The sequence below is a fragment of the Flavisolibacter nicotianae genome, assembly GCF_003628535.1.
GTDB lineage: Bacteria > Bacteroidota > Bacteroidia > Chitinophagales > Chitinophagaceae > Flavisolibacter > Flavisolibacter nicotianae.
In genome coordinates this window covers 332,553-358,083 of sequence record NZ_RBCI01000002.1, presented here as the reverse complement: position 1 = coordinate 358,083, position 25,531 = coordinate 332,553, and the positions used below count along the sequence as shown (strand labels likewise).

The following is a 25,531-nucleotide window of genomic DNA, read 5'->3' as shown; positions in this document are numbered from 1 at the left end:
TATGCGCTACAGTGACGCCGAATTGGCAGAGTTCAGAGAGTTGATCAACAAGAAACTAGAAATTGCGAAGAAAGAGCTGGCTTATTTACAGGGTCTGATTACCCGCAAGGACGAGAGCGGCGATTTGGACGAAGGCCGCTACATGACCATGGAAGATGGCAGCATGAGCATGGAACGGGAGCAACTGAGCCAGATGGCCAGCCGCCAGATCCAATTCATCGACCACCTGGAAAAAGCCATCATGCGGATCGAAAACAAAACGTATGGCATTTGCCGGGTCACCGGTAAGCTGATCGACAAGGCCCGCCTGCGTGCCGTACCGCATGCCACGCTAAGCATTGAAGCCAAGCAAATGATGAACAAGTAAGCTTTTCCTTCATAGGCAAAACCCCGCTTCCTGCGGGGTTTTTTTATATCCCTACTCGCTTATCTTTACGCCTCTAATTTTTTGCATGACCGTCAGTTTTGGTTACGATAAAAAACAAGTGCTGCAAGCCTTGCGTTACCACTTTTTAAGCCGCAAGGAAATCCGGATCATGATCATCCTGGTGAATGTCTTTGCCTTGCTGTCGGCAGCCCTTTTTTATTTCAAGAAAATTCTGCCGCTGGCTTTTTTTGTCAGCACCGTTTTATGGCTGGTGCTGATGATTTCTTTCTGGGCCATTTTGCCCGGCATTGTGTACCGCCGGGCGGCCACCTTCCAGGATCACTTTACCATGGACTTTGAAGAAAAAGGGTTTTCCCTAGGCAACGAACGCGGCGGCCGGCAATGGAGTTGGAAAGCCGTCAGCCATTACCTGGAGACACCGTATTTTTTCCACCTGTACTTCAACGCCACGTCTTTTTTCCTGGTGCCTAAAAAGGCGTTCAGCGGAGAACAGCTTTCGGAAATGCGGGCCTTGCTCCGCTCAAAGGTTGTTCCTTCCTGACAAAGCCTTCCCAGCAGAATCCGGGACCATTGGCGTGCATCGCCGGATGGCAGCAAAAAGTCCCTCCCAAAAACAGGTTTCTCCCCGCCGATGCTTTTTCCTGCTGCATACGTGGCGCCCTGCCGGGCAAAAGAAAAAGCCTCCGGCCCATGAAGGACGAAGGCTTTCAAACTTGTATCGTGCAAACTTTATTTTACCACCAGCCGGAATCCGTTGCCGTGGATATTGACGATCTCGATATTGGTATCGTCTTTTAAATATTTGCGCAGCTTGGCAATGTACACGTCCATGCTGCGGCCATTGAAGTAGGTATCGCTGCCCCAGATGCGCTTCAGGGCCTGCTCCCGCGGAAGCAAATCGTTCATGTGCTCGCAAAGCATTTTCAGCAACTCGTTTTCCTTGGGCGAAAGCGTTTGTGTTTTGCCGTCATGCGACAGCTCACGCAGCTTGGGGTTGAAGTGATAGGAAGCCAGGTCGTACTCGCGGTTTTCGGCTTCGCGGTTGATCTCTTCGTTGCGTTTTAAAATGGCTTTGATCTTGTGCAGAAGCACTTCGCTGTCGAAGGGCTTGGTGATGTAATCGTCGGCACCCAGCTTATAGCCCTGGATAATGTCTTCCTTCATCGTCTTGGCGCTCAGGAAAAACAGGGGCACATCAGGGTTTATGTCCCGGATTTCTTCTGCCAGGGTAAAGCCGTCCATGTTGGGCATCATCACATCCAGCAGGCAAAGGTCAAAGCTTTCGCGTTGAAACGCAGCCAGCCCAAGGCGGCCGTCGCGTTCCAGGGTCACGTCATAGTCGTTCAACTCAAGGTAATTCTTCAAAACACTGCCTAAGTTCGGATCGTCCTCGCATAATAAAATCTTCGCTCGTTTGTCTTTATCAGCCATGAGATTGGTTTTTTGTTGCGTATAAAATTAACGTGTTTCTGTTTACAAATCCGCTTCCTGAATTGCATGCAAAAATTCTTCCACCCTACTTTTGTAGTCTCTACTAACCGTAAAAATGCAGTCCATGCATATCACTCCCGATAACCGGCTCAAAAAACTGATCATCATTGGCGACAGGGTCCTGGTTCGTCCTACCCGGCCAAACGAAAAAACCCAGACCGGGCTTTACCTTCCGCCCGGCGTGCAGGAGCGTGAGAAGGTGCAGCAGGGCTACATTATTAAAACGGGACCCGGCTATGCCATTCCTTCTCCTACCGAAGAAGAACCGTGGAAGACCCAGGAAGAACAGGTGAAATACATTCCGCTGCAGGCAAAGGAAGGCGACCTTGCTGTTTTTTTACTCAATGGCGCAACGGAAGTGATGTACGAAGGAGACAAATACTTTATTGTGCCGCAGAGCGCCATCCTGATGCTGGAGCGGGAAGAGGAATTATAATGAGCGAGCAGTTAATAGCCCCAAAGGTTTCTTGTGCCACTGACTGTTCAGGTAACATGTATTTAGCGCCTGCTGCATCCTTCCAACTGCGGACTGGTGACTTATCTTTACAATAACCTGCTATGGAAAAGAAACCCGTTATCCCACCCAAAGAACCGCTTTACCTCCAGGGACCCCGGAACCGCCGTTTCGAGTTACGGTTTGCCTGGCGAGTGTTTACCCAGTTCATTAAAGCCTTCCGCACCCTGCACTATGTAGGTCCCTGCATTACGGTTTTTGGTTCGGCCCGATTCAAGGAAGACAATCTCTATTACCAGCAAGCCCGCGAATTTGGAAAACGCATTGCCGCCACCGGCTTCACCACGATGACGGGAGGGGGTCCCGGCATCATGGAAGCGGCGAACCGGGGCGCTTACGAAAATGACGGCCTGTCGGTCGGCTGCAACATCCGCTTGCCATTCGAACAGGTGGTCAACAAATACGTGCACCGGTCTTTTACGTTCGAGCATTTTTTTGTGCGCAAGACCCTGCTCATTAAATATTCCTATGCCTTTATTATCCTGCCCGGCGGCTTTGGCACCATGGATGAATTTTTTGAAACGCTTACCCTCATTCAAACCAAATCGCTGAACAGCTTCCCGATGGTGCTGTTTGGAAAAGAGTATTACAAGGAATTGTGGGAAGCGATGCAGGACATGGCCAACCGCGGCACCATCTCCAGGGAGGACATGAACCTCGTGCTTTATACCGACAACATCGACGAAGCCATGGACCACATCGCCAAATACATCAGCAGCAATTACAAGGTGATGCCCTATAAACCGAAATGGTGGTTGTTTGAAAAAATGGTGCGCCGGCAGCCGGCCGCCTGAGCGAAAAATTTACAGGCTCACTTGTTCACGGGTTATTGGCTTGTGATGCAAATGGCCACTCATCACGTCCAACCCGCGAAGAGGTAAACCCGAAAACTTTTGTCCCTAATTTCACGCCTTCAAAAAACGCCACGGCGAGCCGGCTTTTGGGCATGTCCGGCGGCGAAAGAAGGGAAGACGCATGAAAAAGAATACGATCATCTTTGATTTGGGCAATGTGCTGGTACGATGGGACCCTGCCAATCTCTACTCGAAAATTTTCGACGACAAAGAGAAGGTCGATTTTTTCCTGAAGAATGTCTGCACGATGGACTGGCATACCGAGCAGGATGCAGGCCGCTCACCGCAGGCTGGCACCGAATCCCTCGTAAAAGAACATCCGGACTGGGAACCCGCCATCCGCGCCTTTTACGACCGCTGGAAAGAAATGTTCGCCGGGCCTATTGACGGTTCGGTGCAGATCCTGGACGAAGTGAAAAAAAAGGGATACAAGGTATACGCACTGAGCAACTGGAATGCGGAACTCTACCAGCGCACGGCAGCGGATTTTCCATTCCTCGCATGGTTCGATGGTAAAGTGATCAGCGGAGAGGAATCGATGATAAAGCCGAGCGAAGACATCTTCCACCTTTTATTCCGCCGGTACCGGATCAAGCCGGAGGAAGCCCTGTTTATCGACGACAACCAGCACAACGTGGAAACTGCCCGGCGGCTGGGCCTTGAAGCCGTTTTATTCACCACACCGGAAGCCTTGCGCTCCGAATTGCAATCACTCCAAATTTTATAAGACCAGATGAAAGTGAACACCCTCATTTTTGACCTTGGCGGCGTCCTGATTGACTGGAACCCCGCCTATGTTTTTGACAAGCTGATCGACGACGAAGAAAAGCGCCGCCATTTCTTCCGGCACATTTGCACTTCCGAATGGAACGAAGAACAGGATGCGGGACGTTCGCTGAAAGAAGCCACCCAACTCCTGGTGGACCAACACCCCGAATGGCAGAACGAGATCGAAGCCTACTACGGCCGCTGGGAAGAAATGCTGGGCGGTCCCATTCCCGAAACCGTTGAGATCTTCCGTGAACTCAAGGAAAGCGGCCGGTACAAACTGTATGCACTCACCAACTGGAGCGCAGAACTCTTCCCCGTTGCGTTGCGCAAATACGACTTTCTTCATTGGTTCGACGGACGGCTGGTAAGCGGAGAAGAAAAAACCCGTAAACCTTTCCCGGAGATTTACCAGCGAATCCTCGACCGCTTTGCCATTAACCGGGAAGAAGCCGTTTTTATTGACGACAATCTGCGCAATGCGGAAGCCGCACAGGCTTTTGGCATACCCACCATTCGCTTCCAAAGCCCGGCACAACTGCGGGAAGAATTAAAGGCACGGGAGATTTTATAACCACTCGTTGCGGTGCCGGCAGAGATGACTTATATTTAGTGAAACAACCAAAACAATGGAAACACAACAATCACCCAACGATGTCTTTTCACCGGATCTATCGCAACCACAGGAAACCATCTTCAGCGACCTGGCAGATACAAAGCCATATGAAAAAAGTTTAAAAACAGCCCGCATCTGGCTTTATGTCATTGCGGCACTGCAGGCCGGCATCGGCATTTGGGAATACGCGTCCACACAGGATCCAACCGTGGCCCTGGTTGCCGGCATGATCGATGCGGGCATCGGTGTTATTTTCTTGGCACTGGCGCTGTGGAGTTACAAAAAGCCAGCCGCTGCATTCATCACGGCGCTGGCTACCTATGTTGTCATTCATATCGGGATGATGTTTGTGGATCCCACCAACATCGTCAAAGGGTTTATACTGAAAATCCTGATCGTGGTTGCGCTTGTAAGAGCGTACAAGGATGCCCGTGAAGTGGAAAGGCTTCGCGAATCTATCAACTGATGACCCATATTAACCATCAAAACCATGCATATGAAACACATCGTAACGCTCCTCTCCGCTTTCTGCCTGTTTGGATTGGGTGCAGACGCACAGTTCAAAAACATTCTGAAGAAAGCCGCCAGCGAACTGGATAGCAATCCTGTTCAGGATATATTGAAAAAACCGGCCCCTATCACCACCTCTCTCACCGATGCCAGGTGGGCGGTCGACAGCCTTGATCAATTTACGCCAAGGGAAGCAAAACGAAGCCTGATGACGTTGCAGCGAACACCCAACGGCGGCTTTGTGCTGCAGCCCGGATACTACGAGTTGCACGACCAGAGTTATTGCTTGAAGGCCGGCACCCACGGTCCTGGCGGCGGTGACGGGTACCTTTTTGCTCCGCCCTTAGGTCCGCAGGAAGAAGTGGTGAAGGCGATTGTGCGAAACTCCGTTAACCACCCCGAGATCGACCAGCACGATATTCAACTACTGCTTTGGTCCATCATAGCCCGTGCAAAATTCGATGACCTGCAAACCAAACTAAAAGCCGTCGCAGCCCTTCTGCTGACCCCCAAACAACTGGTGCAACTCAATGGCGGCGCCATTGGGCTGATCCCCAATGCCCTGATGCAAAAAGGCATGGATGGTTTGCCGGCCGGCGTGAAAGCCGTCCTGGAAGCAGAAAACCAGTTGCGTGGCATGCTGACAAGTGCCAGCAGCAGTTATGACGAAATGGAGAGAGTGGCCGTACTGGCCGGTCTTGCACCAAAGGGCGAAGGCTCATTGGATATTCCAAGCGGTCGCTGGTCGTTTCATCCCGATGGCTATTATGTCCGTTACCTTCCTTATTCCTATACCAATACCATTGTGAACATCTGGGTGCCGCAAGGTTCTCCGGCTGTGGGAAAAGAGTACGATCCGGCAACACATATTGCCGTTCCGGGAAATACCGCACGCCAGCGCCTGATCCAATCAGGCAGAGCCTACCAGCAACAATAACCTCAATACAAATAAAAAGTCCCGCCAGCAGCGGGACTTTTTATTTGAGAACGAATGCATTTTACTCCAGCACCGGCCGTAGCCATTTTTCCGCTTCTTCGAGGCTCATGCCCTTGCGCTTGGCATAATCTTCCAGTTGGTCGCGACCGATCTTGCCAATGCCGAAGTAATGACTTCCGGGATGTGCAAAATACCAGCCACAGACAGAAGCCGGCGGGTTCATGGCCAGGCTTTCTGTAAGTTCAATGCCGATGTTCTCGGTTGCATTCAACAAAGAGAACAATTTCAATTTCTCTGTATGGTCCGGACAGGCAGGATAACCCGGCGCCGGGCGAATGCCTTTGTAGCCTTCTTTGATCAGTTCTTCGTTTGTCAGGTTTTCATCCTTGGCATAGCCCCAATACTCTTTTCGCACGTTTTCATGCAGGCATTCGGCAAAGGCTTCCACAAAACGGTCGGCAAGGATCTGCACCAGAATCTTGTTGTATTCGTCGTATTCGGAGGCAAAACGATCAATGTGTTCCCGTGCACCCTGAATGGTTACGGCAAAGGCACCCATGTAGTCTTGCGAGAAGGTGTCGGGAGCTACGAAATCGGCCAGGGAATAAGACGGTTGCCCAACCGCTTTTTTCATCTGCTGGCGCAGCGATTCCAACTTCACTTCGCCGTTTGCCGTTTGCAGGGTGATGGTATCGCGGTTGTTTGAATGAGCCGGCCAGAAGCCGATCACGCCATTGGCCGAGAACCATTTTTCGGCAACGATTTTCTCCACCATCTTCTGCGCATCGTTGTATAAACGTGTCGCCTCCGCACCGAAGATTTTATCGCTGAGCACTTCCGGGAAACGTCCGGGCATTTCCCATCCAATAAAGAACGGCCCCCAGTCGATGTACCTGGCAATGGTGCCAAGATCAAATTCTTTCAACACCTTAATGCCATCGGTGGCGGGCCTGGTTGGTTTGTAGTTTTTCCAGTCGAAATATTCCTTGGTCACCACCGCCTCTTCGTAAGGGATCTGTACTTTGTGCTTTTGTTTATTGAGAAACTGGTTGCGCAGGGCTAGGTATTCGTTTTGGGTTTGCTGCAGGAATTGCGCCTTGCCTTCCTTGTTCAGCAAGTTGCTCACCACCGTTACACTGCGGGAGGCATCCAGCACGTGCACAACACCGTTCTCATATTCGGGAGCAATTTTTACTGCCGTATGGGTACGTGAAGTTGTGGCACCGCCAATCAAAAGCGGCTGCTTCATATTGCGACGTTTCATCTCACGGGCAATGTGCACCATCTCGTCCAGCGACGGCGTGATCAGCCCACTGAGTCCGATCACATCCGCGCCTTCTTTTTGTGCAGTCTCCAGGATTTTTTCTGCCGGCACCATCACACCCAGGTCCACTACCTCGTAACCATTGCATCCCAACACAACACCCACGATGTTTTTACCAATGTCGTGCACATCGCCTTTCACGGTTGCCATCAAAACTTTGGCGGCACCGGAAGGTGAAATTTCACCTCTTGCGGCTTTCTCTTCTTTTTCTTTTTCAATGAATGGCGTTAAAACAGCAACGGCTTTTTTCATCACCCTTGCACTTTTCACCACCTGCGGCAAAAACATTTTACCGCTGCCAAACAGGTCGCCCACCACGTCCATCCCGGCCATCAGCGGCCCTTCGATCACATCGAGTGGTTTTGGATATTTTTGTCTCGCTTCTTCGGTATCGCCATCGATGTAGTCTGTGATCCCGTTGACCAGTGCATGTTTCAGCCGTTCTTCCACCGAGGTGGAACGCCAGGCCTCGTCTTTCACTTCAGCCTTGTCTTTTGCCTTGACGGTTTCGGCAAAGGCAACCAGGCGTTCCGTTGCATCCTCTCTCCGGTTCAGGACCACGTCTTCGCACAGTTCCCGCAGTTGCGGTTCAATTTCATCGTACACGATCAACTGACCCGCATTCACAATACCCATGTCCATACCGGCCCTGATGGCATGGTAGAGGAACACGGCATGTATGGCTTCCCGCACCGGGTCGTTGCCACGGAAGGAAAACGAAACGTTGCTCACACCACCGCTGATCTTTGCCAGCGGCATCTTTTGCTTGATGATGCGGGTGGCATCGATAAAATCAACTGCATAGTTGTTGTGCTCTTCAATCCCGGTGGCAATGGCGAAGATGTTGGGATCGAAGATGATATCCTGCGGATCGAAGCCCACGACTTCCGTGAGGATTTTGTAGGCTTTTTCGCAAATGTCAATTCTTCGTTGCAGGGTATCGGCCTGCCCTTGCTCGTCGAACGCCATCACCACCACAGCCGCTCCGTATGCCTGGCAAATGAAGGCCTGTTCAATAAACTTCTCTTCACCTTCTTTCATCGAAATGGAGTTCACAATGCACTTGCCCTGCACACATTTCAATCCCGCTTCGATGATCTCGAATTTGGATGAGTCAATCATGACGGGAATTTTCGCAATGTCCGGTTCTGCCTGCAAAAGATTCAGGAAGGTGGTCATAGCCTTCACGCCGTCCAGCAGTGCGTCGTCCATGTTTACATCGAGCACCTGCGCACCGTTTTCCACCTGCTGGCGGGCAACGGAAAGCGCTTCTTCGTATTTGTTTTCACGAATGAGGCGGGCAAATTTTTTAGAACCGGTTACGTTACACCGTTCACCCACATTCACAAAATTCGATTCGGGACGGATGGTTAGCGGCTCAAGGCCGGAAAGGCGCAGATAGGGTTTGATGATCGTCGCTTCGCTCATAATATTGTTTTGAACCACGCAGGCATCAAAGCGCCAGGGGTTGTTTACACACGTTTGAATTTAAGAGATGGCCGCTTCTTCTTTTTCTGTTTGCACGCTTGTCTCCACCACCGGCAACGGACGTGGCCTGATCTTCTTTACATGGTCGGCAATGTGCCGGATATGATCCGGCGTTGTACCGCAGCAGCCGCCTACGATGTTTACAAAACCTTCTTTTGCCCAGTCTTCGATAAAGTGGGCGGTGTCTTCCGGCTGTTCGTCGTATTCGCCCATGGCATTGGGCAGTCCGGCATTGGGATAAGCCGAGGTAAAACATTCGGCAAGGTGACTCAGTTCCTCAACGTGCGGACGCATTTCCTGCGCACCCAGCGCACAGTTCAAGCCGATGCTCAGCGGCCGTGCATGACGGATGGAATTGTAAAACGCTTCCAGCGTTTGCCCGCTCAGGGTTCTTCCCGATGCATCGGTGATGGTACCGCTGATCATGATCGGCCGTTCTTCCTGTTTGGTATCGCGGAAATATTTTTTGATGGCAAAAATGGCAGCCTTTGCATTGAGGGTGTCGAAGATCGTCTCAATCAAAAGCAGGTCTACGCCCCCTTCTGTCAATCCTTTTACCTGCTCGTAATAGGCTGCTACCGCTTCGTCAAAACTCAGCGCACGGAAGCCGGGGTTGTTTACATCCGGCGACAGGGAAAGTGTTTTGTTCAACGGGCCGATGGCACCGGCCACGAACTTGGGCTCCGGCGAATTGAATTCCGCGATGGCTTCACGGGCAATTTTTGCAGCAGCCACATTGATCTCGTACGCCAGGGTTTCCATGCCGTAATCGGCCAATGAAACTTTTTGCGAATTGAACGTATTGGTCTCAATGATGTCGGCGCCGGCCGCCAGGTATTCCTTGTGAATGGCTTTGATGATCTGCGGTTGCGTTAAACACAAAAGATCGTTGTTGCCTTTCAGGTCGGAAGGCCAGTCCTTGAATCGTTCGCCGCGGTAGTCCTGTTCAGTGAGTTTATAGCGCTGGATCATGGTGCCCATGGCGCCGTCAATTACCAGGATGCGTTGTTTGAGTAAGTCTTGAATGTTTGCCATTGCATTAATTTAAATCGTGAAACGTCAAACGTGAGAGGTGAAACAGGAGTGAACGTAGCCTGACCAGACTATTTTGTTTCACGTTTGACTTCTCACGTCTCACGTGTACTGGACCAATAAACGTCAGGAAAAACTTGGTTGGAGAGTTTCTGCGTTTATTAGTTCAATTAAGGCCGAACAATAAACAAATCCGCCTGTGGTGCAAATATAAGGCAAATCACCTGTCTCCCTGAAGAGCAGAATCTGGCTCGTTTTTCTGTCCTCTCTTATGCTTTCGGTGCAGCAGCTTGTCTTGACAAGACAGCATTTGCTGAATAGCCATGCGAACGATGCGGTGTGCGACGCAACAAAAGTCCCATCGATAGCCCGTTGCTCGTTACATAAAAAAAGAAAAGATGAAAATAAACGAATACTTGTAAAAGATCGCAGCCACCTGCCTCGCCCTTTTAGCGGGACCGGCGCTTTACCGGCTGCTGACATAGCTGTCGACTGGCAAACGGTTTTGCAGGCTGCGGGCCAGCGTCATTTCATCGGCGTATTCCAGCTCGCCGCCAAAGGCAATGCCGCGGGCAATGGTGGTCACCTTTGTAGCTGCCGGCAGTTTTTTCTGGATATAGTAAATCGTCGTATCGCCCTGGATGGTTGGACTGAGCGCAAAAATCACCTCGGCCGTTTCTTCTTTCTGCACACGGTGAACCAGCGTGTCGATGTTCAGTTGATTCGGACCAACGCCGTCGAGCGGAGAAATCACACCGCCCAGTACGTGATAGGTACCGCTGTATTGCTGGGTGCTTTCCAGTGCAATCACGTCGCGGATGTTCTCCACCACGCAGATCATTTCCTGCTTGCGCAGGCTGTTGGCACAAATGGAACAGATATCGGCATCGGCCACGTTGTGGCAGCGCTGGCAAAACTTGATTTCGCTGCGCATGCGGCTCACCACCTCGCTGAAATGCTGCACATCTTCGCTTTCCTGTTTCAGCAAATGGAGCACCAGGCGCAGGGCGGTTTTCTTGCCAATGCCGGGCAATTTTGCAAACTCGTTCACGGCATTTTCGAGGAGAGAAGAAGAGAATTGCATAGTGTACAAATGTACAGTTTTGCCCCCGCAAACGGTGTTAAAAAGGCTTTATAAAGACCGCTCAAATTCGTTGTCCCAGGCCGCTTTTACATTGATGCCCTGCTTGAGCGGAACCACAATTTCGGGTTGCCGTTTGGTGCCAAAAAAATGGCCCGGGTCCCACTTGCCGTTGCCGTTGGCGTCGTATAAAACCTGCAGTTCATAGTCGCCGGGATTGAAAAGCCTTGCCGTAAAAATACCCCCCGGCGGAAGCAGTGCCGAAAAGACCACCTGGCCACTCTGCACAAACTGCAACACGGGCCGGCGGGCCGTATCGGCATTGCGGATGCGCAGGCGCAACTGGCCGTAATCGGCGATTTTTTTGGTGGAAAAATTCAGCGTGTCGCTTTTCAGGAGTCGCCGGCCGGCCGTGTCCTCGGCAAAATCTTTTCCCAGCACCAGGTGATAGGGCGTCCCTTCTCTCCACTGCGACCGGATGGAGAGCTGCGTACGGGATGTATCGAGCAAGGTGATAAACGGAGCCGGGGTAAAGGCACTGTCGGTGCTTAGCGCCATCTGTGTGGAATCGTACCGGCGCAACGGCGTTTGAAAGGTGAGCACAAAATCACGCTGCAGGTCCAGCGTACCGGACGTGTTGGTAAACCGGAGGCGCCGGTCTGCCGCAGCCGCACCACGGGTTTGCCCCGGGGCCGCCGTTGTGGTTTTCGTTGGCTGTTCGCGGTAGGCGTAGAGCGTCAGGTCGCGGGAAGCACCGGGCACCACCGCGCTGTCGGCAAAGGCAAAATACTGGTTCTTGTTTTGGTAGCGCCGCACGATGCCGGCCTCTCCCAACGCATAAATGGCAAATGTGTCCCTTGGCAAATTTTGAAAGCGGAAATTCCCGCTGGCATCCACCCTCGCCACATACACCGGCCGTTCTTTTACCACGGCCGAGTCGGTCAAATTGCGGTGCAACATCACGATCAGCATCGAATCGGTTTTGCCGTTTTCGGCCAGCGTCACTTTTCCCGACAGGGTCAGCGAGTCGAGGGCAGGCCCGGTAGAGAATGTGTAGATGAAATTGCGAATTGGGTTGGATTCGTTCATGTCCCGGATGGCATTGCCGAAATTCAGCAGGTAGGTAGTGTTTGGAAGAAGGCTGTCGCGAAAGCGGACGGTTACCGTTTTGCCCCTGACCGACACTTCGGGGTTCACCTCGAAGGTGGGTGTGAAGAGCAAGTTGTTCTGCACTTCCTGCAGGTCAACGTATTCGTCAAAGTTCAACGTTACCCGGTTGGACCGGAAATTCAGCGTAGAGTCCTTGGGCAGTGCCGAAACCAACCGCGGGGCGAGGGTGTCCCTGGGTCCGCCGGAAGGGGGAATAATGTTGGCGCAGCCGGTAGAAACGGCTGTCCAGGCAGCCGCGATGAAAAGCAGTAACGTAGCGGTGAAAAATGAAGCCTTTCGCATGCGGGGCAAACATAAGCCCTTTCGCGGTGATGCAGGAAAGCGCCTTTCCTAAGGATAGACTAAAACTCCCCGAACAAATGAACAAGGAAGGAAGATTTTAGAGGTGTTTCCCGTTCATCATTGCCTTCAACTTGTAGGAAGGCTAAGTCAAAAGAAAAATGAACAGAGAAGCTTCTTCACCATCCGATCTTCCTTGTTCGCCTGTTGCCTACGCCGTATTGGTTCGGTACTTTACTTTTCGCGGGAAGAGCAATTCGGCTGTAAAGACCAGGAGCATGCTGATGGCCGTTGTTGCCAGCACCTTGACCAGAAATTGCAGGAAGGTGCCGAACTGCAGCCATTCCAACAGGGTGAGGTAGCTGTGATGCACAAGGGTCATCACCAGGGCATATACCGTGTAGGGCGCCCAGCCCATGGCCCGTGGCGACGGTTCGCGGTAGTTGAATTCATTGGTGTCTTTCGGTATCAGCAGGCCAATGATAAATGGCCGGATATAGGCAATGAGCACACAGGCGGCGGCATGCAAACCGGGTTGCCACATGAAATAGTCGAGCAGCAGCCCGGTAAAAAAACCAATGATCAAAAGAGCCGGCCGCGGAAGAGAAAACGGCAGCCAGAGAATAAATAAATAATAGAGGTAGGGCACAACAAATTGGTGCAGGAAGGGGATTTTGTTCAGCACAAAAACTTGCACCAGCAAAAACACTATCAGCCGGATGAAATTTCTTACCAGGTCGCTCACCGTTGTTTGTTTTTTTGTTGTTCCATTTTTTTATCCGTCTCCTTTGACAGGCGCAACTGCTCTTCCCGCAACAGGTTTTCCACGACGAACACCTGTTGGATGGTAGAGAAATTGGCCGCCGTCTTTACTTTCAACAGGTAAAACCCGGTAGACGGGTCGCTGTTGATCTGGCTGACGGTCCCAATCAGGTGGTTGGGCGGGAAGTTGTACGAATAGCGGCTGGTCACCACGCTGTCGCCAACTTTTACATCCACGCTTCGCGAGACACCTTTGAGCCAGACATATTTGGGGTCTTTCCCATCCCACTCCACCTTGCCCAGCGTACCGCTCTTCTGGTGCGCCGCACTCACAGAGCTTTGCACGTGCAAAAGGCTCATCACCTGGCTGAAGTTAGGGCTCACGTTGACCACCACACCCACAACGGCACCATCCGAATTCAATACGGCCATCTCATCGCGGATGCCATACCGGCTGCCGCGGTTGAGCTGCAGGTAGTTTTGTTCGGAATTAATGGTATTGTACACCACCTTGGCATCCCGCCAGGTATAGCGGCGGATGGCGGCGGTGGAATCGAAGTGCAACGTATCCACGACCAGGCGTTGGGTGGTATCCTGGAATTCGAAGTTCGACTTCAGTAAATTCAGCAGGGAGTCGTTCATGCGGTGTACCCGCCGGGCCTCTTCGCCCTGGTGAAAATAATCGTCCAGCTTATCCACCTGCGTATTGACGCGTCCCGTCACTTCGGAAGCGACGCCCAGGAAGGCAGCCCGGTGAAAGCGATTGTAGCTGAACAGCATCCACAACGAGACGAACTGCAAAACCACAAAAACGATGAAGGTGAAATACCGGCGAAGAAATGCAAAGATGTTAAGCATGGAGAGAAGCGGCAATCCACAAGCTGTCAGCCACAAGGCTTGTAGCTTGCAGCCGCCAGCTTGTGGCTGTTTTTTATCTCATTACAAAAGGATATCGGTCGTAATTCTTCAGCGCCAGCCCTGTACCCCGCACGACGCTTTTCAGCGGGTCGTCGGCTACGTGAACGGGAAGCTTGATCTTGGCACTCAGGCGCTTGTCCAAACCCTTTAACAGGGCACCGCCACCGGTAAGGTAGAGGCCACGACGGTAAATGTCGGCGGCCAGCTCGGGTGGGGTTTGCTCCAGCGCTTTCAGAATGGCTTCTTCAATTTTAAAAATGCTCTTGTCCAGGGCTTCGGCAATCTCCTGGTAGCTGACCATGATCTGCTTGGGAATACCGGTTACCAGGTCGCGACCGTTTACCGGGATATCATCCGGCGGGTTGTCGAGGTCTTTCATGGCAGCACCGATCTGGATTTTGATCTGCTCCGCCGTGCGTTCACCAATCAAAAGACTGTGGTAACGGCGAAGGGCTTCCATGATATCAGCCGTAAATTCGTCGCCGGCAATGCGGATCGACTGGTCACAAACGATACCGGCAAGGGCAATCACCGTAATCCCGGTGGTACCGCCGCCAATGTCGATGATCATATTACCAACCGGTTCTTCCACATCGATTCCAATCCCCAGCGCTGCGGCCATGGGTTCGTGAATCAGGTAAACTTCCTTGGCACCGGCCTGTTCGGCACTGTCGCGTACGGCCCGTTTTTCCACCTCGGTAATGCTCGACGGGATACAGATCATCATGCGCCAGCTCGGGGGAAACAGGGGCTTTTTGGGATAGATCATTTTGATCATCTCCCTGATCATCAGCTCGGCAGCATTGAAATCGGCGATCACGCCATCTTTCAAGGGTCTTACTGTGCGTATGCTTTCGTGTGTTTTCTCGTGCATCATCAGGGCACGTTTGCCCACGGCTAATACTTCTTTTGGATTGTTTCTGTTAAGGGCCACAATCGACGGTTCATTCACCACCACCTCATCATTGTGTATAATGAGCGTATTTGCAGTACCCAGGTCAATGGCAATCTCCTGTGTAAACCAGTTAAAAAGTCCCATACTGCTCTTTCGTATTTAAATTTTTACAAGTTGTGCAAAGGTGATGGAAAAGATTTGATAAACAAACAGGAAAAACAAAGAGTTAAGAGTTTTCACAGGTTGCCCAAATGCAGGTTCAGTACCGCTTTCGCAGGGTTTGAAGAAAGCCTTCTACCGCCCGTCGCACCTGGGTTGCCGATGCCTGGTGATTATTTACCAGGACTGAGAAGATGAGCTCCCTTCCCTTGATCGTGGTCAAAAAGCCGCTGATTGCCACTACGCCGGACAGGGTGCCGGTCTTGGCGTAGAAGAAAGTGCTGTCGGATTTGTAATAGCCTGCCAGGGTTCCCTCGTTGCCGGTGGGCAGGATTTCCCGGAGCCGTTTCATCCCGAAATTGCTCCTCATCTTCCCGAGGATCGCCACAAAATCCTGCGGCGTAAATAAATTGTAGCGACTCAGCCCGGAACCGTCCACCCATCGTGGTTTCTGCGGCAGGTCGTCCAGGTCGGTCTTCAGGAGCGTGTCAATGATCCGGGCATCGTTCATTATTCCCAGCACCTCGTTGCTGACCATGAGCAAGGACTGCTCTGCAAAAAAGTTATCGGAGCGGTGCATCATGGGCCTGAGCAGGGAGTCGGTGGACTGGGAGTGAATGACCGTTTTGTTTCCCCGGTCTGCATATCCCGGCGGCGCCTCAAACGTCAAAACGTTTTGCAGGTGCAGTGTATCTTTTAACAGTTTGGATACAAATGCGGGGTCCATCCGCATGGGAAACCAGGTGGTTTTAAAAAGACCGGTCGAAGGAGTGCCGTAAAAAACATTTTCATTCAAGGCCCTTGTCAGGCTGAATTTTGGAAATGCAGGGGCCTGGCCTTCGGGCCATACCAGTTTCTGCGCCGGCAGAAACTGCAGGCTTCCCTCTTTTAGGTAGGCCTTTGTCAGGTTGCCGTAAACCGGGAAGGGAGATCGTTCCGCCATGTAATCGTCGGCATAGTCGTTCCAGCTCCAGCCACTGCCCCACCGCTCATCCTGCCAACCGGTGAGGTTCCACCGGAGCACCGTTGCTTTTTTCAGGCGTTCGTAAACCGGCTGAAACGGAAAGTCCGGGTGAAGAAACGTCGGATCGCCGGAGGGGAATAATTCCATTGCACCATCCTTTCCACTCTCGAACCGTGCTCCCACCAGGCTGTCGCCAAGATATTTCATCGCCGCATAACAGGTCGCCAGCTTGGTATTACTGGCCGGCACAAAATATTTATCGCCCTGGTAATCGTACCACCGTTTGCCGGTTGCCGGCTCGTAAATGCTGATGCCAATATGGGCTGTATGCAAAGCCGAATCGTTCAGGATCCGTTTCTGCGCTGATTGTTGAATTTGATGGGAAAGGCTACAGGAGGCAAGGAAAGTAAATGCCAGCAAAAAAAGAAAAACACTGCGACGTTTAATCATAAAAAACAAATGTATCCAATCCGCCCAAAGGCCTTGCACTTTATTCACCTTTCTTAACCTCAAGTCCCCAGCGTTCTTGTAACTTCGTGACCCTAAAAATCTTACAACACATGAGAACACTGCTACAGGCATTTTTCATTGGTGCAGTTGCCACCTCCGCTGTGGCCTTTACCACCAATGACAAAAAGCCCAGGTACATTGACCCGGCCAACATGGACCTGTCGGTAAAACCGGGCGACAATTTTTACCAATATGCCAATGGCGGCTGGCTGAAAAAGAATACCATCCCGGCGTCCAAGACCCGCTGGGGTTCGTTTGATGTGCTGCGGGAAGAAAGCTCGCAACGCCTTCATACCTTACTGGAAGGAGCGGCCAAAAGCGGTAGCAAGGACCGCCTTTCGCAAATGATCGGCGACTTTTACCGCAGTGGCATGGACTCGGCAGCCATCGAGGCAAAAGGTTACCAGCCCATTAAAGAAGACCTGGACCGTCTTGCCGCATTGAACAACAAGCAGGATGTGCTGACGGAAATTGTCACGCTTCGCACCAAAGGCATTGCCTCTCCCCTGTTTGGCATGTTCGTGGGACAGGACCGCAAGAACGTGAACCAATACATCGTTCAACTGGGCCAGGGCGGCACCTCCCTCCCCGACCGCGACTATTATATAAAGGATGATGCCCGCAGCCAAACCATCCGCAAGGCGTTCCGGGACCACGTGGAAAAAATGTTTTCGCTTGTCGGAGAAAATTCCGCCACGGCCACTTACGATGCCGATGCCATTTTGCGTATCGAAACCGCGCTGGCAAAGGCCCAGATGAGCCGTGTAGAAATGCGTGACCCGTACAAAACCTATAACAAGTTTGCCGTAAAAGACCTGACGCAGCAAACACCGGGATTGAACTGGAGTACCCTGCTGCAGAAAATGAATATCAAAGCGGCCGACAGCCTCCTGGTCACCAATCCTTCGTTCCTGAAAACTGCCGACATCCTGCTGACAGCCCTTCCGTTGCAGGACTGGAAAGCCTACCTGCGCTGGAACGTGTTGCGCAGCGCAGCCCCCTACCTGAGCAGCGCTTTCGTGAACGAAAACTTCCGCCTGACACAGGTGTTGACCGGCCAGAAAGAACAAACACCACGCTGGCAGCGAATCAGCTCCCTGCTCGACAACACGCTGGGCGACCTGCTGGGACAATTGTACGTGCAGAAATATTTCAAGGGTGAAGCCAAAACCCGCATGGTGGCAATGGTGAACAACCTGCAGCAAACCTTTGCCAGCCGCATCCAGCGCCTGGACTGGATGAGCGATGCCACCAAGCAAAAAGCCCTGCAAAAGCTGAATGCCTTCACCAAGAAAATCGCCTATCCCGATACATGGAAAGACTACCAGGGTGTCACGGTAACGCCAACCGATTTTGTCAGCAACCTGCGTAGCGCTTCGGTGTGGAGCTACAACTATTACACAGTAAACCGCCTGGGCAAACCTGTGGACCGTACCGAATGGGGCATGACGCCTCCCACGATCAATGCGTACTACAACCCGGTGAACAACGAGATCGCCTTTCCTGCCGGCATTCTCCAATTTCCGTTCTTTGATTTTGGTGCCGACGATGCCATCATCTATGGTGGAATTGGTGCCGTCATCGGTCATGAAATGACTCACGGCTTCGACGACCAGGGCGCTCAATATGCGGCCAGCGGCAACCTCGAAAACTGGTGGACCAAAGAGGACGAAGCGAAGTTTAAGGCAAAGGCAAACCAGGTGGTGGAGCAATACAATGCCTACGCCGTGCTGGACACCCTGCACGTGAACGGCCGGCTGACGCTGGGTGAAAACCTGGCCGACATCGGTGGATTGAACATTGCCTACGAAGCCTTTACCAAAACAAAGCAGTACAAAGACGCGAAGGCTGTTGACGGCTTCACGCCGGCCCAACGCTTTTTCCTGAGCTGGGCGCAGATCTGGCGCAACAACGCAGTACCGGAAACGCAAGCGCAACTGATCCTGACTGATCCGCATTCTCCCGGTATGTACCGTGCCAACGGTGCCGTGGTGAACATGGACGCCTGGTACGATGCATTCAACGTGAAACCCGGTGAGAAACTTTATGTTGCCCCGGAAAAGAGAATCCATATTTGGTAAGAAGATTTTTCTTCGTATAAAAAGTCCCGCAGGTGCGGGACTTTTTTTTTTGCACGAAGCGAAGGAGAAAGGAATGGTTGCCTGCCGGGCATCGAGGCTACAGTTTCCGTTGGACCATAGCGGCAAAAGCTGACAGCCACCCATTGCAAACGTTTGATTGAAGCGATGATCGCTTCTGCAAGGTGGTCCAACAACTAATTCATGTATACAGGACGGCCGTGCAACGCAAAGCCGAACAGAAAACAATCCGTTCAATCCATCCGAAATCCGCGTAATCCGCGGTTATTTTTGCCGCGATGAACTTACGGCAGCTTTTTTTGCAGCATGTGGCACAAACCTCCCCGGCACCGCTGGCCATTGAAATTGTAAAAGCGGAAGGTTGCAGTCTCACCGATTCGGCAGGAAGGACATACATCGATTTGATCGGCGGCATCAGTGTGGCCAACGTCGGTCACCGCCATCCCAAAGTCGTTGAAGCCATCAAACAGCAGGCCGACGAATACCTGCATGTGATGGTATACGGCGAATTTGTGCAAAGCCCGCAGGTACAGTATGCTAGACTGCTGGCGGAAAACCTGCCCGATTCGCTCCACTCTGTTTATTTCACCAATTCCGGCGCCGAGGCCGTGGAAGGCGCCATGAAACTGACCAAACGGGTGACCGGTAGAACCGGGATCGCCGCTTTTCAAAATTCCTATCACGGCTCTACGCAGGGTGCGCTGAGCATCATTGGCAGCGAGTACTGGCGCAATGCCTACCGGCCGCTGCTTCCCGACGTACAGCATCTTGTTTACAATTCGTTCGACGACCTTGGATGGATCACCGAAAACACTGCCTGCGTGATCGCCGAAACCGTACAGGCGGAAGCCGGCATTTTGCCCCCGCAAAAAGAATGGTTGCAGGCGCTGCAACAAAAATGCAGGGACACCGGGGCACTCTTTATTTTAGACGAAATCCAGGCCGGCTTTGGCCGCACAGGAAAGTTGTGGGGCTTCCAGCAGTTTGACGTGGAACCGGATGTACTGCTGCTTGGCAAAGCGCTGGGCGGCGGGCTTCCGCTGGGTGCTTTCATCACCGACAAAAAAAGAATGGACTGCTTTACCGACAACCCGGTGCTCGGGCACATCACCACCTTCGGTGGCCACCCGCTTTGCTGTGCCGCCGGCAAGGCCGCCATGGAGGCTTTGCTGCAGGAAAACCTAACGTCCTCTGTTGCCGAAAAAGAAAGGCTGCTGAAAGAACAACTGGTTCACCCGAAAATAAAAACCCTGCACATTTTTGGCTTGTGGGCCGCCGTGGAATTTGAAAGTTTTGACCAGTGCAAACAAATCATCGATACCTGTATTGAAAACGGTGTGCTCACCGACTGGTTCCTGTTTGCGCCGAACTGCCTGCGCATTTCGCCGCCGCTGACCATCTCCGGAGAAGAACTGGCGGCCGCCTGTCGTGTGATCCTGGCTGCAGCCAATGCTCTCTAAGACTTGCCGGTTCCGGCTTTCCGGTTATCTTGCGTCAAATTCAAACCATGACTACTGCTTACCTCCGGCACATTCTTGCCAGTTGTGCCTGCCTGTTCTACCTGTCAGGCTTTTCACAAAAGATACCCAGCACGCTTCTTTGGCGCATCAGCGGCAACGGCCTATCAACCCCTTCCTATCTCTATGGCACCATGCACCTGCAGGACAAACGCCTGTTCCAGTTTGGCGATTCGGTTTACCACGCCCTGGAGACGACCGCCGGTTTTGCCACGGAAGTGGATTTTAGTGCGTTCATGGATTCGCTTATGAGCAACAAGGCCCGTGAAGCAGAAGAAGACTTTTTTCTTTCCAAACAAGCCGTATCAATCGACCGCTCGAAGCTTTCCGGCTCGGCCGACAGCCTGCTGAAAAAGTTTGGTGTCAAAGGCAACACGGTGTCGAAAAAACAACTCAAGAAAATCCGTGATTACCGCATGCAGAAATACCTGCAGAAAGGTGAAATGCCCACGATCGTCGACGGCTTTTTATTGGGCCTTGCCCTGCGGCAGGATAAATGGACCGGTGGCATTGAGGACATCGGCGACCAGCTGGACGTCCTGGATGAAGTGGGCCGCGACCTGAAGCCGGAAGAAGTGCTGGCGCCGGAAAAGAAGATGAACGAAGGCATTGAAGAAATGATCCGCACGTACACGTCGCAGGACCTGGAAAAACTGGATCACATGATCAACTACGGTACCCGCATACGGGATTTGGTGCTCACCCGGCGCAATGTAAAAATGGCCTATCGCATGGACAGCCTTTCGCAGGTTCGGTCGTCTTTTTTCGCTGTCGGCGCCGCCCACCTGCCCGGCGACTCCGGGGTGATCGCACTGTTGCGCAGTCGCGGCTTTTCGGTGGATCCCGTCTTTTCTTCCAGCACTACCTTCGGAAACGATTACGCCCAGCACCTGAAGGAAAGACCCTGGAAAAGCATTACCGGCGATGCAGGGATTTATACCGTGCAGATGCCTTTTAAAGGCGCCGACATTAAAATGTTTGGCAATCTGGTGAACATGAAAATGTGCTTCGATCTTCCCAACAACACGTTTTACATGGTGGGCCACAGCACCAGCTATGCGGCCAGCAGCATGCCGCTTGACGACATCGTGAAAAACATGGCAAAAAACATGGGTGATAGCAAAGCACAATACCGTCTTACGGCTGTCTCTATAGCCGGCCTGCAGGGAAAAGAAACGGTCCTTAACAACGAAGAATCCTCTTTCCGTATACAGACCTATGTAAAAGACAAGGTTCTGTTTCTACTGCTGGTGGGTTCGCCCCGAAAGGACCGCCTGTTTACCACCGATGCCGCACGGTTTTTCAACTCGTTCATTCCCGGTCAAACCAACATCAAAAACAACTGGCAGGATTTCACCCTTGCCGAAAAAGGCCTGAAGGTGCGCATGCCCGGCCGGCCCGAGCCGCTGCCTGCCCTCGACGCTGGCGTGGCCCAGAAATCCAACTGGGTTTTTCTCTCACACCAGGCCGTCGACCCCGAAACTGGTTATTATTATCTGGCCCAGGTAAAGCAATTAAAGCCGGGCTATTATCTGCCGAAAGACTCGGTATATTTTGAACAGGTCAAAAAAGAAATGGAGGGTGTGGGAGAAATCACCGCTTCAACCATTGGCACCTATCACGGCCGGCCCGCTCTTTACCTGAACTATTTCATAAAAAAAGTCAATGGCACCTACCATACCCTGCATGTAATTCGCGGCAACCGGGTGTACACCCTTATTGCGGGTGCACCGAAGGGAGCCGACAGTACCGATGTCCAGCACTACCTGGAGTCCATGGAACTTTTGCCGTATAGGGGAACAACATTTTCCACGCACGGCGCCGCGGGCTTTTCGGCCACCTCGCCGTCGGACTTTCAAACACAGGAAACCGACAGCCTGCGTCCCCGCCTTCGCGTTTACACATCGACCAACCCTGCCAATGCAGTGACCTATCAGGTGATGACAGACGTGTTTGATTCGTTATACTGGATCAAATCGGATACGTCCTATTTCAATTCCAAGATCGGCGATTACTCGTCAGATGGAGATACCGTGCTTCGAAAAAACTGGATCTCGGTTGGCAACCTGAAAGGCATCGACTTTGTGGTGCAGCCGCTGCAAGGTTCCCTGCAGCGCCGGGTGCGAATGTTTATCAGCAGGGACACGTTGTACACGCTGTTCGGCAGCTATTCGGCCGAAGACAGCGTCAACCCGGATCACGATGCGTTCTTTAACAGCTTTCGTTTGACTGATGGAGTAGCGCCAACCATGTATACTTCCCGAAGCCGACAATTGCTCCAGGCGCTTGCCAGCACCGATTCGGCTCAGATAGCAAATGCACAGGCCATTTTCAAACTAGTATCGTTCAATGCTTCCGACCTGCCCTTGCTGCACCAGGCCTTGCTGGTCTCCTACCGCGACACGCTGGAGGGACTCAACAACACGGTAGACCAATTAATCGGCAGCATTCTGCCAATGGCCGATAGCACGACGGTGCAGTTTATCGAAACCACTTATCCAAAGCTGGGAAGAGAAAAAGACGAGTTGAAACTGGACCTGCTCTATCTGCTGGCAAAAACTAAGACTGCCAGGTCGTATGCCGCGATCAAACAGTTGTTGTTGCAAATGCCGCCACAAAAAGGGTATTACTGGCGGCTTCGAGGTGCACTGACTGATTCGCTGCAATTAACAGCAACCTTGTTCCCACAACTCCTGAGCCGGTCCACTGACAGCCTGTTGACGAATTTCCTTCCCTACCTGGCCAACAACCTGGTCGACAGCAACCTGCTTTCCCGTGATGCGCTGCTGCCCTATACCGATTCAATCTTGACAGCGGCAACACAGGCACTGAACAGTTTGAAAAACGAGAAAAACCGGTGGGAGTTGGCGGCATGGACCACGTTACTGGGCCACCTGAACACCCCGTCTTCGAAAGCGTTGCTGTCAAAATTTTTATTGCTAAAAGATCCGTACACAAAACAACAGGCGATCATGGCTTTGCTGCAAGCCGGCGAAACGGTACCACTGGTTGTCCTCACCACGGTTGCAGCCGATGTAGACCAGCGGTTTTATTTTTACGAGGCCCTGAAGAAAGCCGGGAAGGGTAAACTTTTTCCGGCTGTCTATGCTACGGAAGCCAAACTGGCTGAGAGCAAGGCCTACCATCTTTTCACCAACGACTATGAGCCCGCTGATTTTACCCTTGTACCATTGGGTGCACGGACTGCGCCGTATGAAGGGAAAAAACGCGTTTTTCAGCTCTTTAAAGTTCGCCTTGCCCTCGATGGCGAAGCAAAGAAAGAGTACCTGGTAGTGGTAGGGCCTCAGCAACCGGCGAACGAAGAAGAAGACAAGGCTACCGGTTACTATTCCGACGAAACCTACAAGCCGGCGGCAACAGGCCGCTTGCTGCAGAAATATCTTTTGTCATTGACAAATCAGGAATAGAAAGCAGGGTGATGAAAAATTCTTTAACGCCAGGGCAACCATGCAGGTTGCTCCGCCATGAAGAAAGAACTTTTTCAATCATCGCTGGCTAAAGGCAAAAAAAAATCCCGGGGCCTTCACTCCGGGATTTTTTGCCATTCATTTTCAGCAATCAGAATTTTATCCCCAGTGCAAAACCAAACGCACGGATACCGGCATAGGGCCCGCTTAATTTTACATCGACGCGGTTATTGCCAACGGTGGCATCGAGCTTGGTCAAAGGAAGCTCCACGCTTTCGATGTCGCTTTCCAGGTTGGCACGGTCCTGTGCCGACAGGTCGCTCATGTCATCGGTACCGGTCAGCAGGCCACTGGTAGAACCATAAATGGGACCGGCAATCCACCAGTCGAAGGTCATGTTCGAACCCAAATTCCATTGTGCTCCCAACAAAACGCCGCCACCGATGTTGTTAATCGTACCACCAATGAGCGGGTAGTGCATTTTGCCATTGCTGGCCGTAAAGCTGTATACCTGTTCAAAGCTCATATGCTGGTAACGGGCAAATGGCGCAATATAAAATCCAGTTGGCGCCGCTTTTCCCAGGTAAAAACGGTACTCGGGAGTGATGGCAAAGTTGCTCAGCTTAGTCGTTTCAATGGCTCTTTCGGCATCGGCGTTGTCGCCAAATTTATCACGCAGGGTCGACGCAAAAGGCAATCCTGTTTTGGGCAAAAAACTCACACCGAGTGCAAACGAAGTCTTCGGACTGGTGACATGCTCGAACTGCAGGGACGCATTTTTGAAGGCCAGCGAGGTCAGGTTGATTTTGACAATATTTTTCTTGAAAGGAAGCACCTGGCTGACAGGACTCTCCTGCGCAAACGCGCCGGTGCCAACGAAAAAAAGCCCGCATACAATGACGGTACGAAATCTGTTTCTCATACTTTTTATGTTAAGGTTGAAGCGCAAACCTACTGGCAGGAAACAGATCCCGCAATAATCAAAATTGGTAGTTTTTGCACCGCCCTTATCTTACTGCGATCCTTAACCGCAGAATGAGGGGAATGCGTTGACTGCCCCGGGTGATGCACCTCCTTTCCCGGTGCTGCTTTTTACGGCGGCAAAAAAATACCGGCCCCTTTATTTTGAAAGATCAAGAAACCGTTATTACTTTGTGATGCAAAGTGCTTTTTACATGATCAAACAAGACCAACACCTGGAGGCATTGCAGGACATACGGCAAATGATGCAGCGCTCCAGCCGCTTTCTTTCCCTGAGTGGCTTAAGCGGCATTGCAGCCGGCTTTTGGGCTTTGCTCGGTGCGTATTTTGCCTACCAGTGGATCGGCGATTATTACCACCGTTACAACCAGGAAGGCAATTTTTCCGGCCGCGAATTCCAGGAACTCAAACTGAAACTCTTTCTTTTGGCAGGAGGCGTGCTTTGCCTGGCCTTGCTTTCCGCCTTTTATTTTACCTGGCGCCGAACCCAAAAAACAAACGGACAATTTTGGAACCATACCTCCAAGCAACTTGCCATCAACATGTTCATTCCCCTGGCAACCGGCGGGCTTTTTCTCCTGACGATGTTGCAACACAATGAATGGCGGTTTGTGGTTCCCGCCAGCTTACTTTTTTACGGTCTGGCTCTCGTGAACGGCAGTAAATACACACTCAGTGATATCCGTTACCTCGGTCTATCAGAAATCATTGTAGGCCTGATCGCCACGCAATTCATCGGCTACGGCTTGCATTTTTGGGCCATTGGTTTTGGTGTACTGCACATCGTCTATGGCTTTGTGATGTGGTGGAAAAATGAACGCAAACCGGCTCCCGCCCAGTAACGTA

Annotated in this window: 22 protein-coding genes; 12 read left to right on the top strand and 10 right to left on the bottom strand. The window is 51.9% G+C overall.

The genetic code is table 11. The annotated features are described in order from the left end of the window. Window position 1 precedes the first annotated feature (1 nt). Complete coding sequence (locus D6024_RS27205; RefSeq protein ID WP_240409973.1) at window positions 2–367, top strand: TraR/DksA family transcriptional regulator; 366 nt, start codon at window positions 2–4, stop codon at window positions 365–367. Window positions 368–452: 85 nt separating this feature from the next. After that, window positions 453–929 (top strand): YcxB family protein, encoded by a 477-nt coding sequence (locus D6024_RS06565; RefSeq protein ID WP_121353796.1) that lies wholly within the window; start codon window positions 453–455, stop codon window positions 927–929. Between the two features lie 188 nt (window positions 930–1,117). Here the strand turns inward: D6024_RS06565 and D6024_RS06560 are convergent, their stop codons facing one another. Next, window positions 1,118–1,819 (bottom strand): response regulator transcription factor, encoded by a 702-nt coding sequence (locus tag D6024_RS06560; protein ID WP_121353795.1) that lies wholly within the window; start codon window positions 1,817–1,819, stop codon window positions 1,118–1,120. Window positions 1,820–1,943: 124 nt separating this feature from the next. Here D6024_RS06560 and D6024_RS06555 point away from each other — a divergent pair, with 124 nt between their 5' ends. The 6 genes from D6024_RS06555 to D6024_RS06530 all read left to right on the top strand — a co-directional run bounded on the left by D6024_RS06555 (window position 1,944) and on the right by D6024_RS06530 (window position 6,078). Further along, entirely contained in the window at window positions 1,944–2,315 is a 372-nt protein-coding gene (locus D6024_RS06555) for a co-chaperone GroES (protein WP_121353794.1), read from the top strand. A 122-nt stretch (window positions 2,316–2,437) separates the two neighbouring features. Next, window positions 2,438–3,187 (top strand): LOG family protein, encoded by a 750-nt coding sequence (locus D6024_RS06550; RefSeq protein WP_121353793.1) that lies wholly within the window; start codon window positions 2,438–2,440, stop codon window positions 3,185–3,187. 181 nt (window positions 3,188–3,368) lie between these two features. After that, a complete protein-coding gene (locus tag D6024_RS06545) occupies window positions 3,369–3,974 on the top strand; it encodes an HAD family hydrolase (RefSeq protein WP_121353792.1) in 606 nt (201 codons plus the stop codon). 6 nt (window positions 3,975–3,980) lie between these two features. Beyond that, entirely contained in the window at window positions 3,981–4,589 is a 609-nt protein-coding gene (locus D6024_RS06540) for an HAD family hydrolase (protein ID WP_121353791.1), read from the top strand. A 55-nt stretch (window positions 4,590–4,644) separates the two neighbouring features. Then, window positions 4,645–5,097: a hypothetical protein gene (locus tag D6024_RS06535; protein ID WP_121353790.1), complete on the top strand. Its 453-nt coding sequence runs from the start codon at window positions 4,645–4,647 to the stop codon at window positions 5,095–5,097. A gap of 30 nt (window positions 5,098–5,127) precedes the next feature. Next, window positions 5,128–6,078 carry a hypothetical protein gene (locus D6024_RS06530; protein ID WP_121353789.1) on the top strand — a complete coding sequence of 317 codons (951 nt, stop codon included), beginning with the start codon at window positions 5,128–5,130 and terminating at the stop codon, window positions 6,076–6,078. A 61-nt stretch (window positions 6,079–6,139) separates the two neighbouring features. Here the strand turns inward: D6024_RS06530 and metH are convergent, their stop codons facing one another. From metH to D6024_RS06490, 8 genes are all read right to left on the bottom strand, one after another. Further along, window positions 6,140–8,830, bottom strand: a complete 2,691-nt coding sequence (metH, locus tag D6024_RS06525; RefSeq protein ID WP_121353788.1) for a methionine synthase — start codon at window positions 8,828–8,830, stop codon at window positions 6,140–6,142. A gap of 60 nt (window positions 8,831–8,890) precedes the next feature. After that, a complete protein-coding gene (locus tag D6024_RS06520; protein ID WP_121353787.1) occupies window positions 8,891–9,925 on the bottom strand; it encodes a homocysteine S-methyltransferase family protein in 1,035 nt (344 codons plus the stop codon). A gap of 463 nt (window positions 9,926–10,388) precedes the next feature. Further along, window positions 10,389–11,006, bottom strand: coding sequence for a recombination mediator RecR (recR, locus tag D6024_RS06515; RefSeq protein ID WP_121353786.1), 618 nt, complete (start codon window positions 11,004–11,006; stop codon window positions 10,389–10,391). A gap of 48 nt (window positions 11,007–11,054) precedes the next feature. After that, window positions 11,055–12,455, bottom strand: a complete 1,401-nt coding sequence (locus tag D6024_RS06510) for an Ig-like domain-containing protein (protein ID WP_121353785.1) — start codon at window positions 12,453–12,455, stop codon at window positions 11,055–11,057. A 208-nt stretch (window positions 12,456–12,663) separates the two neighbouring features. Beyond that, window positions 12,664–13,197 carry a rod shape-determining protein MreD gene (gene mreD, locus D6024_RS06505; RefSeq protein ID WP_121353784.1) on the bottom strand — a complete coding sequence of 178 codons (534 nt, stop codon included), beginning with the start codon at window positions 13,195–13,197 and terminating at the stop codon, window positions 12,664–12,666. Continuing rightward, on the bottom strand, window positions 13,194–14,072 hold the full coding sequence (mreC, locus tag D6024_RS06500; RefSeq protein ID WP_162944593.1) for a rod shape-determining protein MreC: 879 nt from the start codon (window positions 14,070–14,072) through the stop codon (window positions 13,194–13,196). Before mreC ends, mreD begins: the two co-directional genes overlap by 4 nt. 73 nt (window positions 14,073–14,145) lie before the next feature. Then, window positions 14,146–15,171, bottom strand: coding sequence for a rod shape-determining protein (locus D6024_RS06495; protein ID WP_121353782.1), 1,026 nt, complete (start codon window positions 15,169–15,171; stop codon window positions 14,146–14,148). A 115-nt stretch (window positions 15,172–15,286) separates the two neighbouring features. Further along, window positions 15,287–16,600, bottom strand: coding sequence for a D-alanyl-D-alanine carboxypeptidase/D-alanyl-D-alanine-endopeptidase (locus tag D6024_RS06490; protein ID WP_162944592.1), 1,314 nt, complete (start codon window positions 16,598–16,600; stop codon window positions 15,287–15,289). Between the two features lie 110 nt (window positions 16,601–16,710). Between D6024_RS06490 and D6024_RS06485 the strand changes: the two genes are divergently transcribed. From D6024_RS06485 to D6024_RS06475, 3 genes are all read left to right on the top strand, one after another. Next, window positions 16,711–18,741 carry a M13 family metallopeptidase gene (locus D6024_RS06485; protein ID WP_205573235.1) on the top strand — a complete coding sequence of 677 codons (2,031 nt, stop codon included), beginning with the start codon at window positions 16,711–16,713 and terminating at the stop codon, window positions 18,739–18,741. Between the two features lie 296 nt (window positions 18,742–19,037). After that, complete coding sequence (locus tag D6024_RS06480; RefSeq protein WP_121353780.1) at window positions 19,038–20,219, top strand: aspartate aminotransferase family protein; 1,182 nt, start codon at window positions 19,038–19,040, stop codon at window positions 20,217–20,219. A 47-nt stretch (window positions 20,220–20,266) separates the two neighbouring features. Beyond that, window positions 20,267–23,704, top strand: coding sequence for a TraB/GumN family protein (locus D6024_RS06475; protein WP_121353779.1), 3,438 nt, complete (start codon window positions 20,267–20,269; stop codon window positions 23,702–23,704). A 151-nt stretch (window positions 23,705–23,855) separates the two neighbouring features. Here D6024_RS06475 and D6024_RS06470 read toward each other — a convergent pair whose 3' ends face one another. Beyond that, window positions 23,856–24,626, bottom strand: a complete 771-nt coding sequence (locus D6024_RS06470) for a DUF3575 domain-containing protein (protein WP_121353778.1) — start codon at window positions 24,624–24,626, stop codon at window positions 23,856–23,858. Window positions 24,627–24,879: 253 nt separating this feature from the next. Between D6024_RS06470 and D6024_RS06465 the strand changes: the two genes are divergently transcribed. Continuing rightward, a complete protein-coding gene (locus D6024_RS06465) occupies window positions 24,880–25,527 on the top strand; it encodes a hypothetical protein (RefSeq protein ID WP_121354136.1) in 648 nt (215 codons plus the stop codon). The last annotated feature ends 4 nt before the right edge of the window (window positions 25,528–25,531 follow it).

Bases quoted from the DNA above. Each gene is read 5' to 3' on its own strand.
- D6024_RS27205 (WP_240409973.1), top strand. From the start codon at position 2: ATGCGCTACAGTGACGCCGAATTGGCAGAGTTCAGAGAGTTGATCAAC.
- D6024_RS06565 (WP_121353796.1), top strand. From the start codon at position 453: ATGACCGTCAGTTTTGGTTACGATAAAAAACAAGTGCTGCAAGCCTTG.
- D6024_RS06560 (WP_121353795.1), bottom strand. From the start codon at position 1,819: ATGGCTGATAAAGACAAACGAGCGAAGATTTTATTATGCGAGGACGAT.
- D6024_RS06555 (WP_121353794.1), top strand. From the start codon at position 1,944: ATGCATATCACTCCCGATAACCGGCTCAAAAAACTGATCATCATTGGC.
- D6024_RS06550 (WP_121353793.1), top strand. From the start codon at position 2,438: ATGGAAAAGAAACCCGTTATCCCACCCAAAGAACCGCTTTACCTCCAG.
- D6024_RS06545 (WP_121353792.1), top strand. From the start codon at position 3,369: ATGAAAAAGAATACGATCATCTTTGATTTGGGCAATGTGCTGGTACGA.
- D6024_RS06540 (WP_121353791.1), top strand. From the start codon at position 3,981: ATGAAAGTGAACACCCTCATTTTTGACCTTGGCGGCGTCCTGATTGAC.
- D6024_RS06535 (WP_121353790.1), top strand. From the start codon at position 4,645: ATGGAAACACAACAATCACCCAACGATGTCTTTTCACCGGATCTATCG.
- D6024_RS06530 (WP_121353789.1), top strand. From the start codon at position 5,128: ATGAAACACATCGTAACGCTCCTCTCCGCTTTCTGCCTGTTTGGATTG.
- metH (WP_121353788.1), bottom strand. From the start codon at position 8,830: ATGAGCGAAGCGACGATCATCAAACCCTATCTGCGCCTTTCCGGCCTT.
- D6024_RS06520 (WP_121353787.1), bottom strand. From the start codon at position 9,925: ATGGCAAACATTCAAGACTTACTCAAACAACGCATCCTGGTAATTGAC.
- recR (WP_121353786.1), bottom strand. From the start codon at position 11,006: ATGCAATTCTCTTCTTCTCTCCTCGAAAATGCCGTGAACGAGTTTGCA.
- D6024_RS06510 (WP_121353785.1), bottom strand. From the start codon at position 12,455: ATGCGAAAGGCTTCATTTTTCACCGCTACGTTACTGCTTTTCATCGCG.
- mreC (WP_162944593.1), bottom strand. From the start codon at position 14,072: ATGCTTAACATCTTTGCATTTCTTCGCCGGTATTTCACCTTCATCGTT.
- D6024_RS06495 (WP_121353782.1), bottom strand. From the start codon at position 15,171: ATGGGACTTTTTAACTGGTTTACACAGGAGATTGCCATTGACCTGGGT.
- D6024_RS06490 (WP_162944592.1), bottom strand. From the start codon at position 16,600: ATGATTAAACGTCGCAGTGTTTTTCTTTTTTTGCTGGCATTTACTTTC.
- D6024_RS06485 (WP_205573235.1), top strand. From the start codon at position 16,711: ATGAGAACACTGCTACAGGCATTTTTCATTGGTGCAGTTGCCACCTCC.
- D6024_RS06480 (WP_121353780.1), top strand. From the start codon at position 19,038: ATGAACTTACGGCAGCTTTTTTTGCAGCATGTGGCACAAACCTCCCCG.
- D6024_RS06475 (WP_121353779.1), top strand. From the start codon at position 20,267: ATGACTACTGCTTACCTCCGGCACATTCTTGCCAGTTGTGCCTGCCTG.
- D6024_RS06470 (WP_121353778.1), bottom strand. From the start codon at position 24,626: ATGAGAAACAGATTTCGTACCGTCATTGTATGCGGGCTTTTTTTCGTT.
- D6024_RS06465 (WP_121354136.1), top strand. From the start codon at position 24,880: ATGATCAAACAAGACCAACACCTGGAGGCATTGCAGGACATACGGCAA.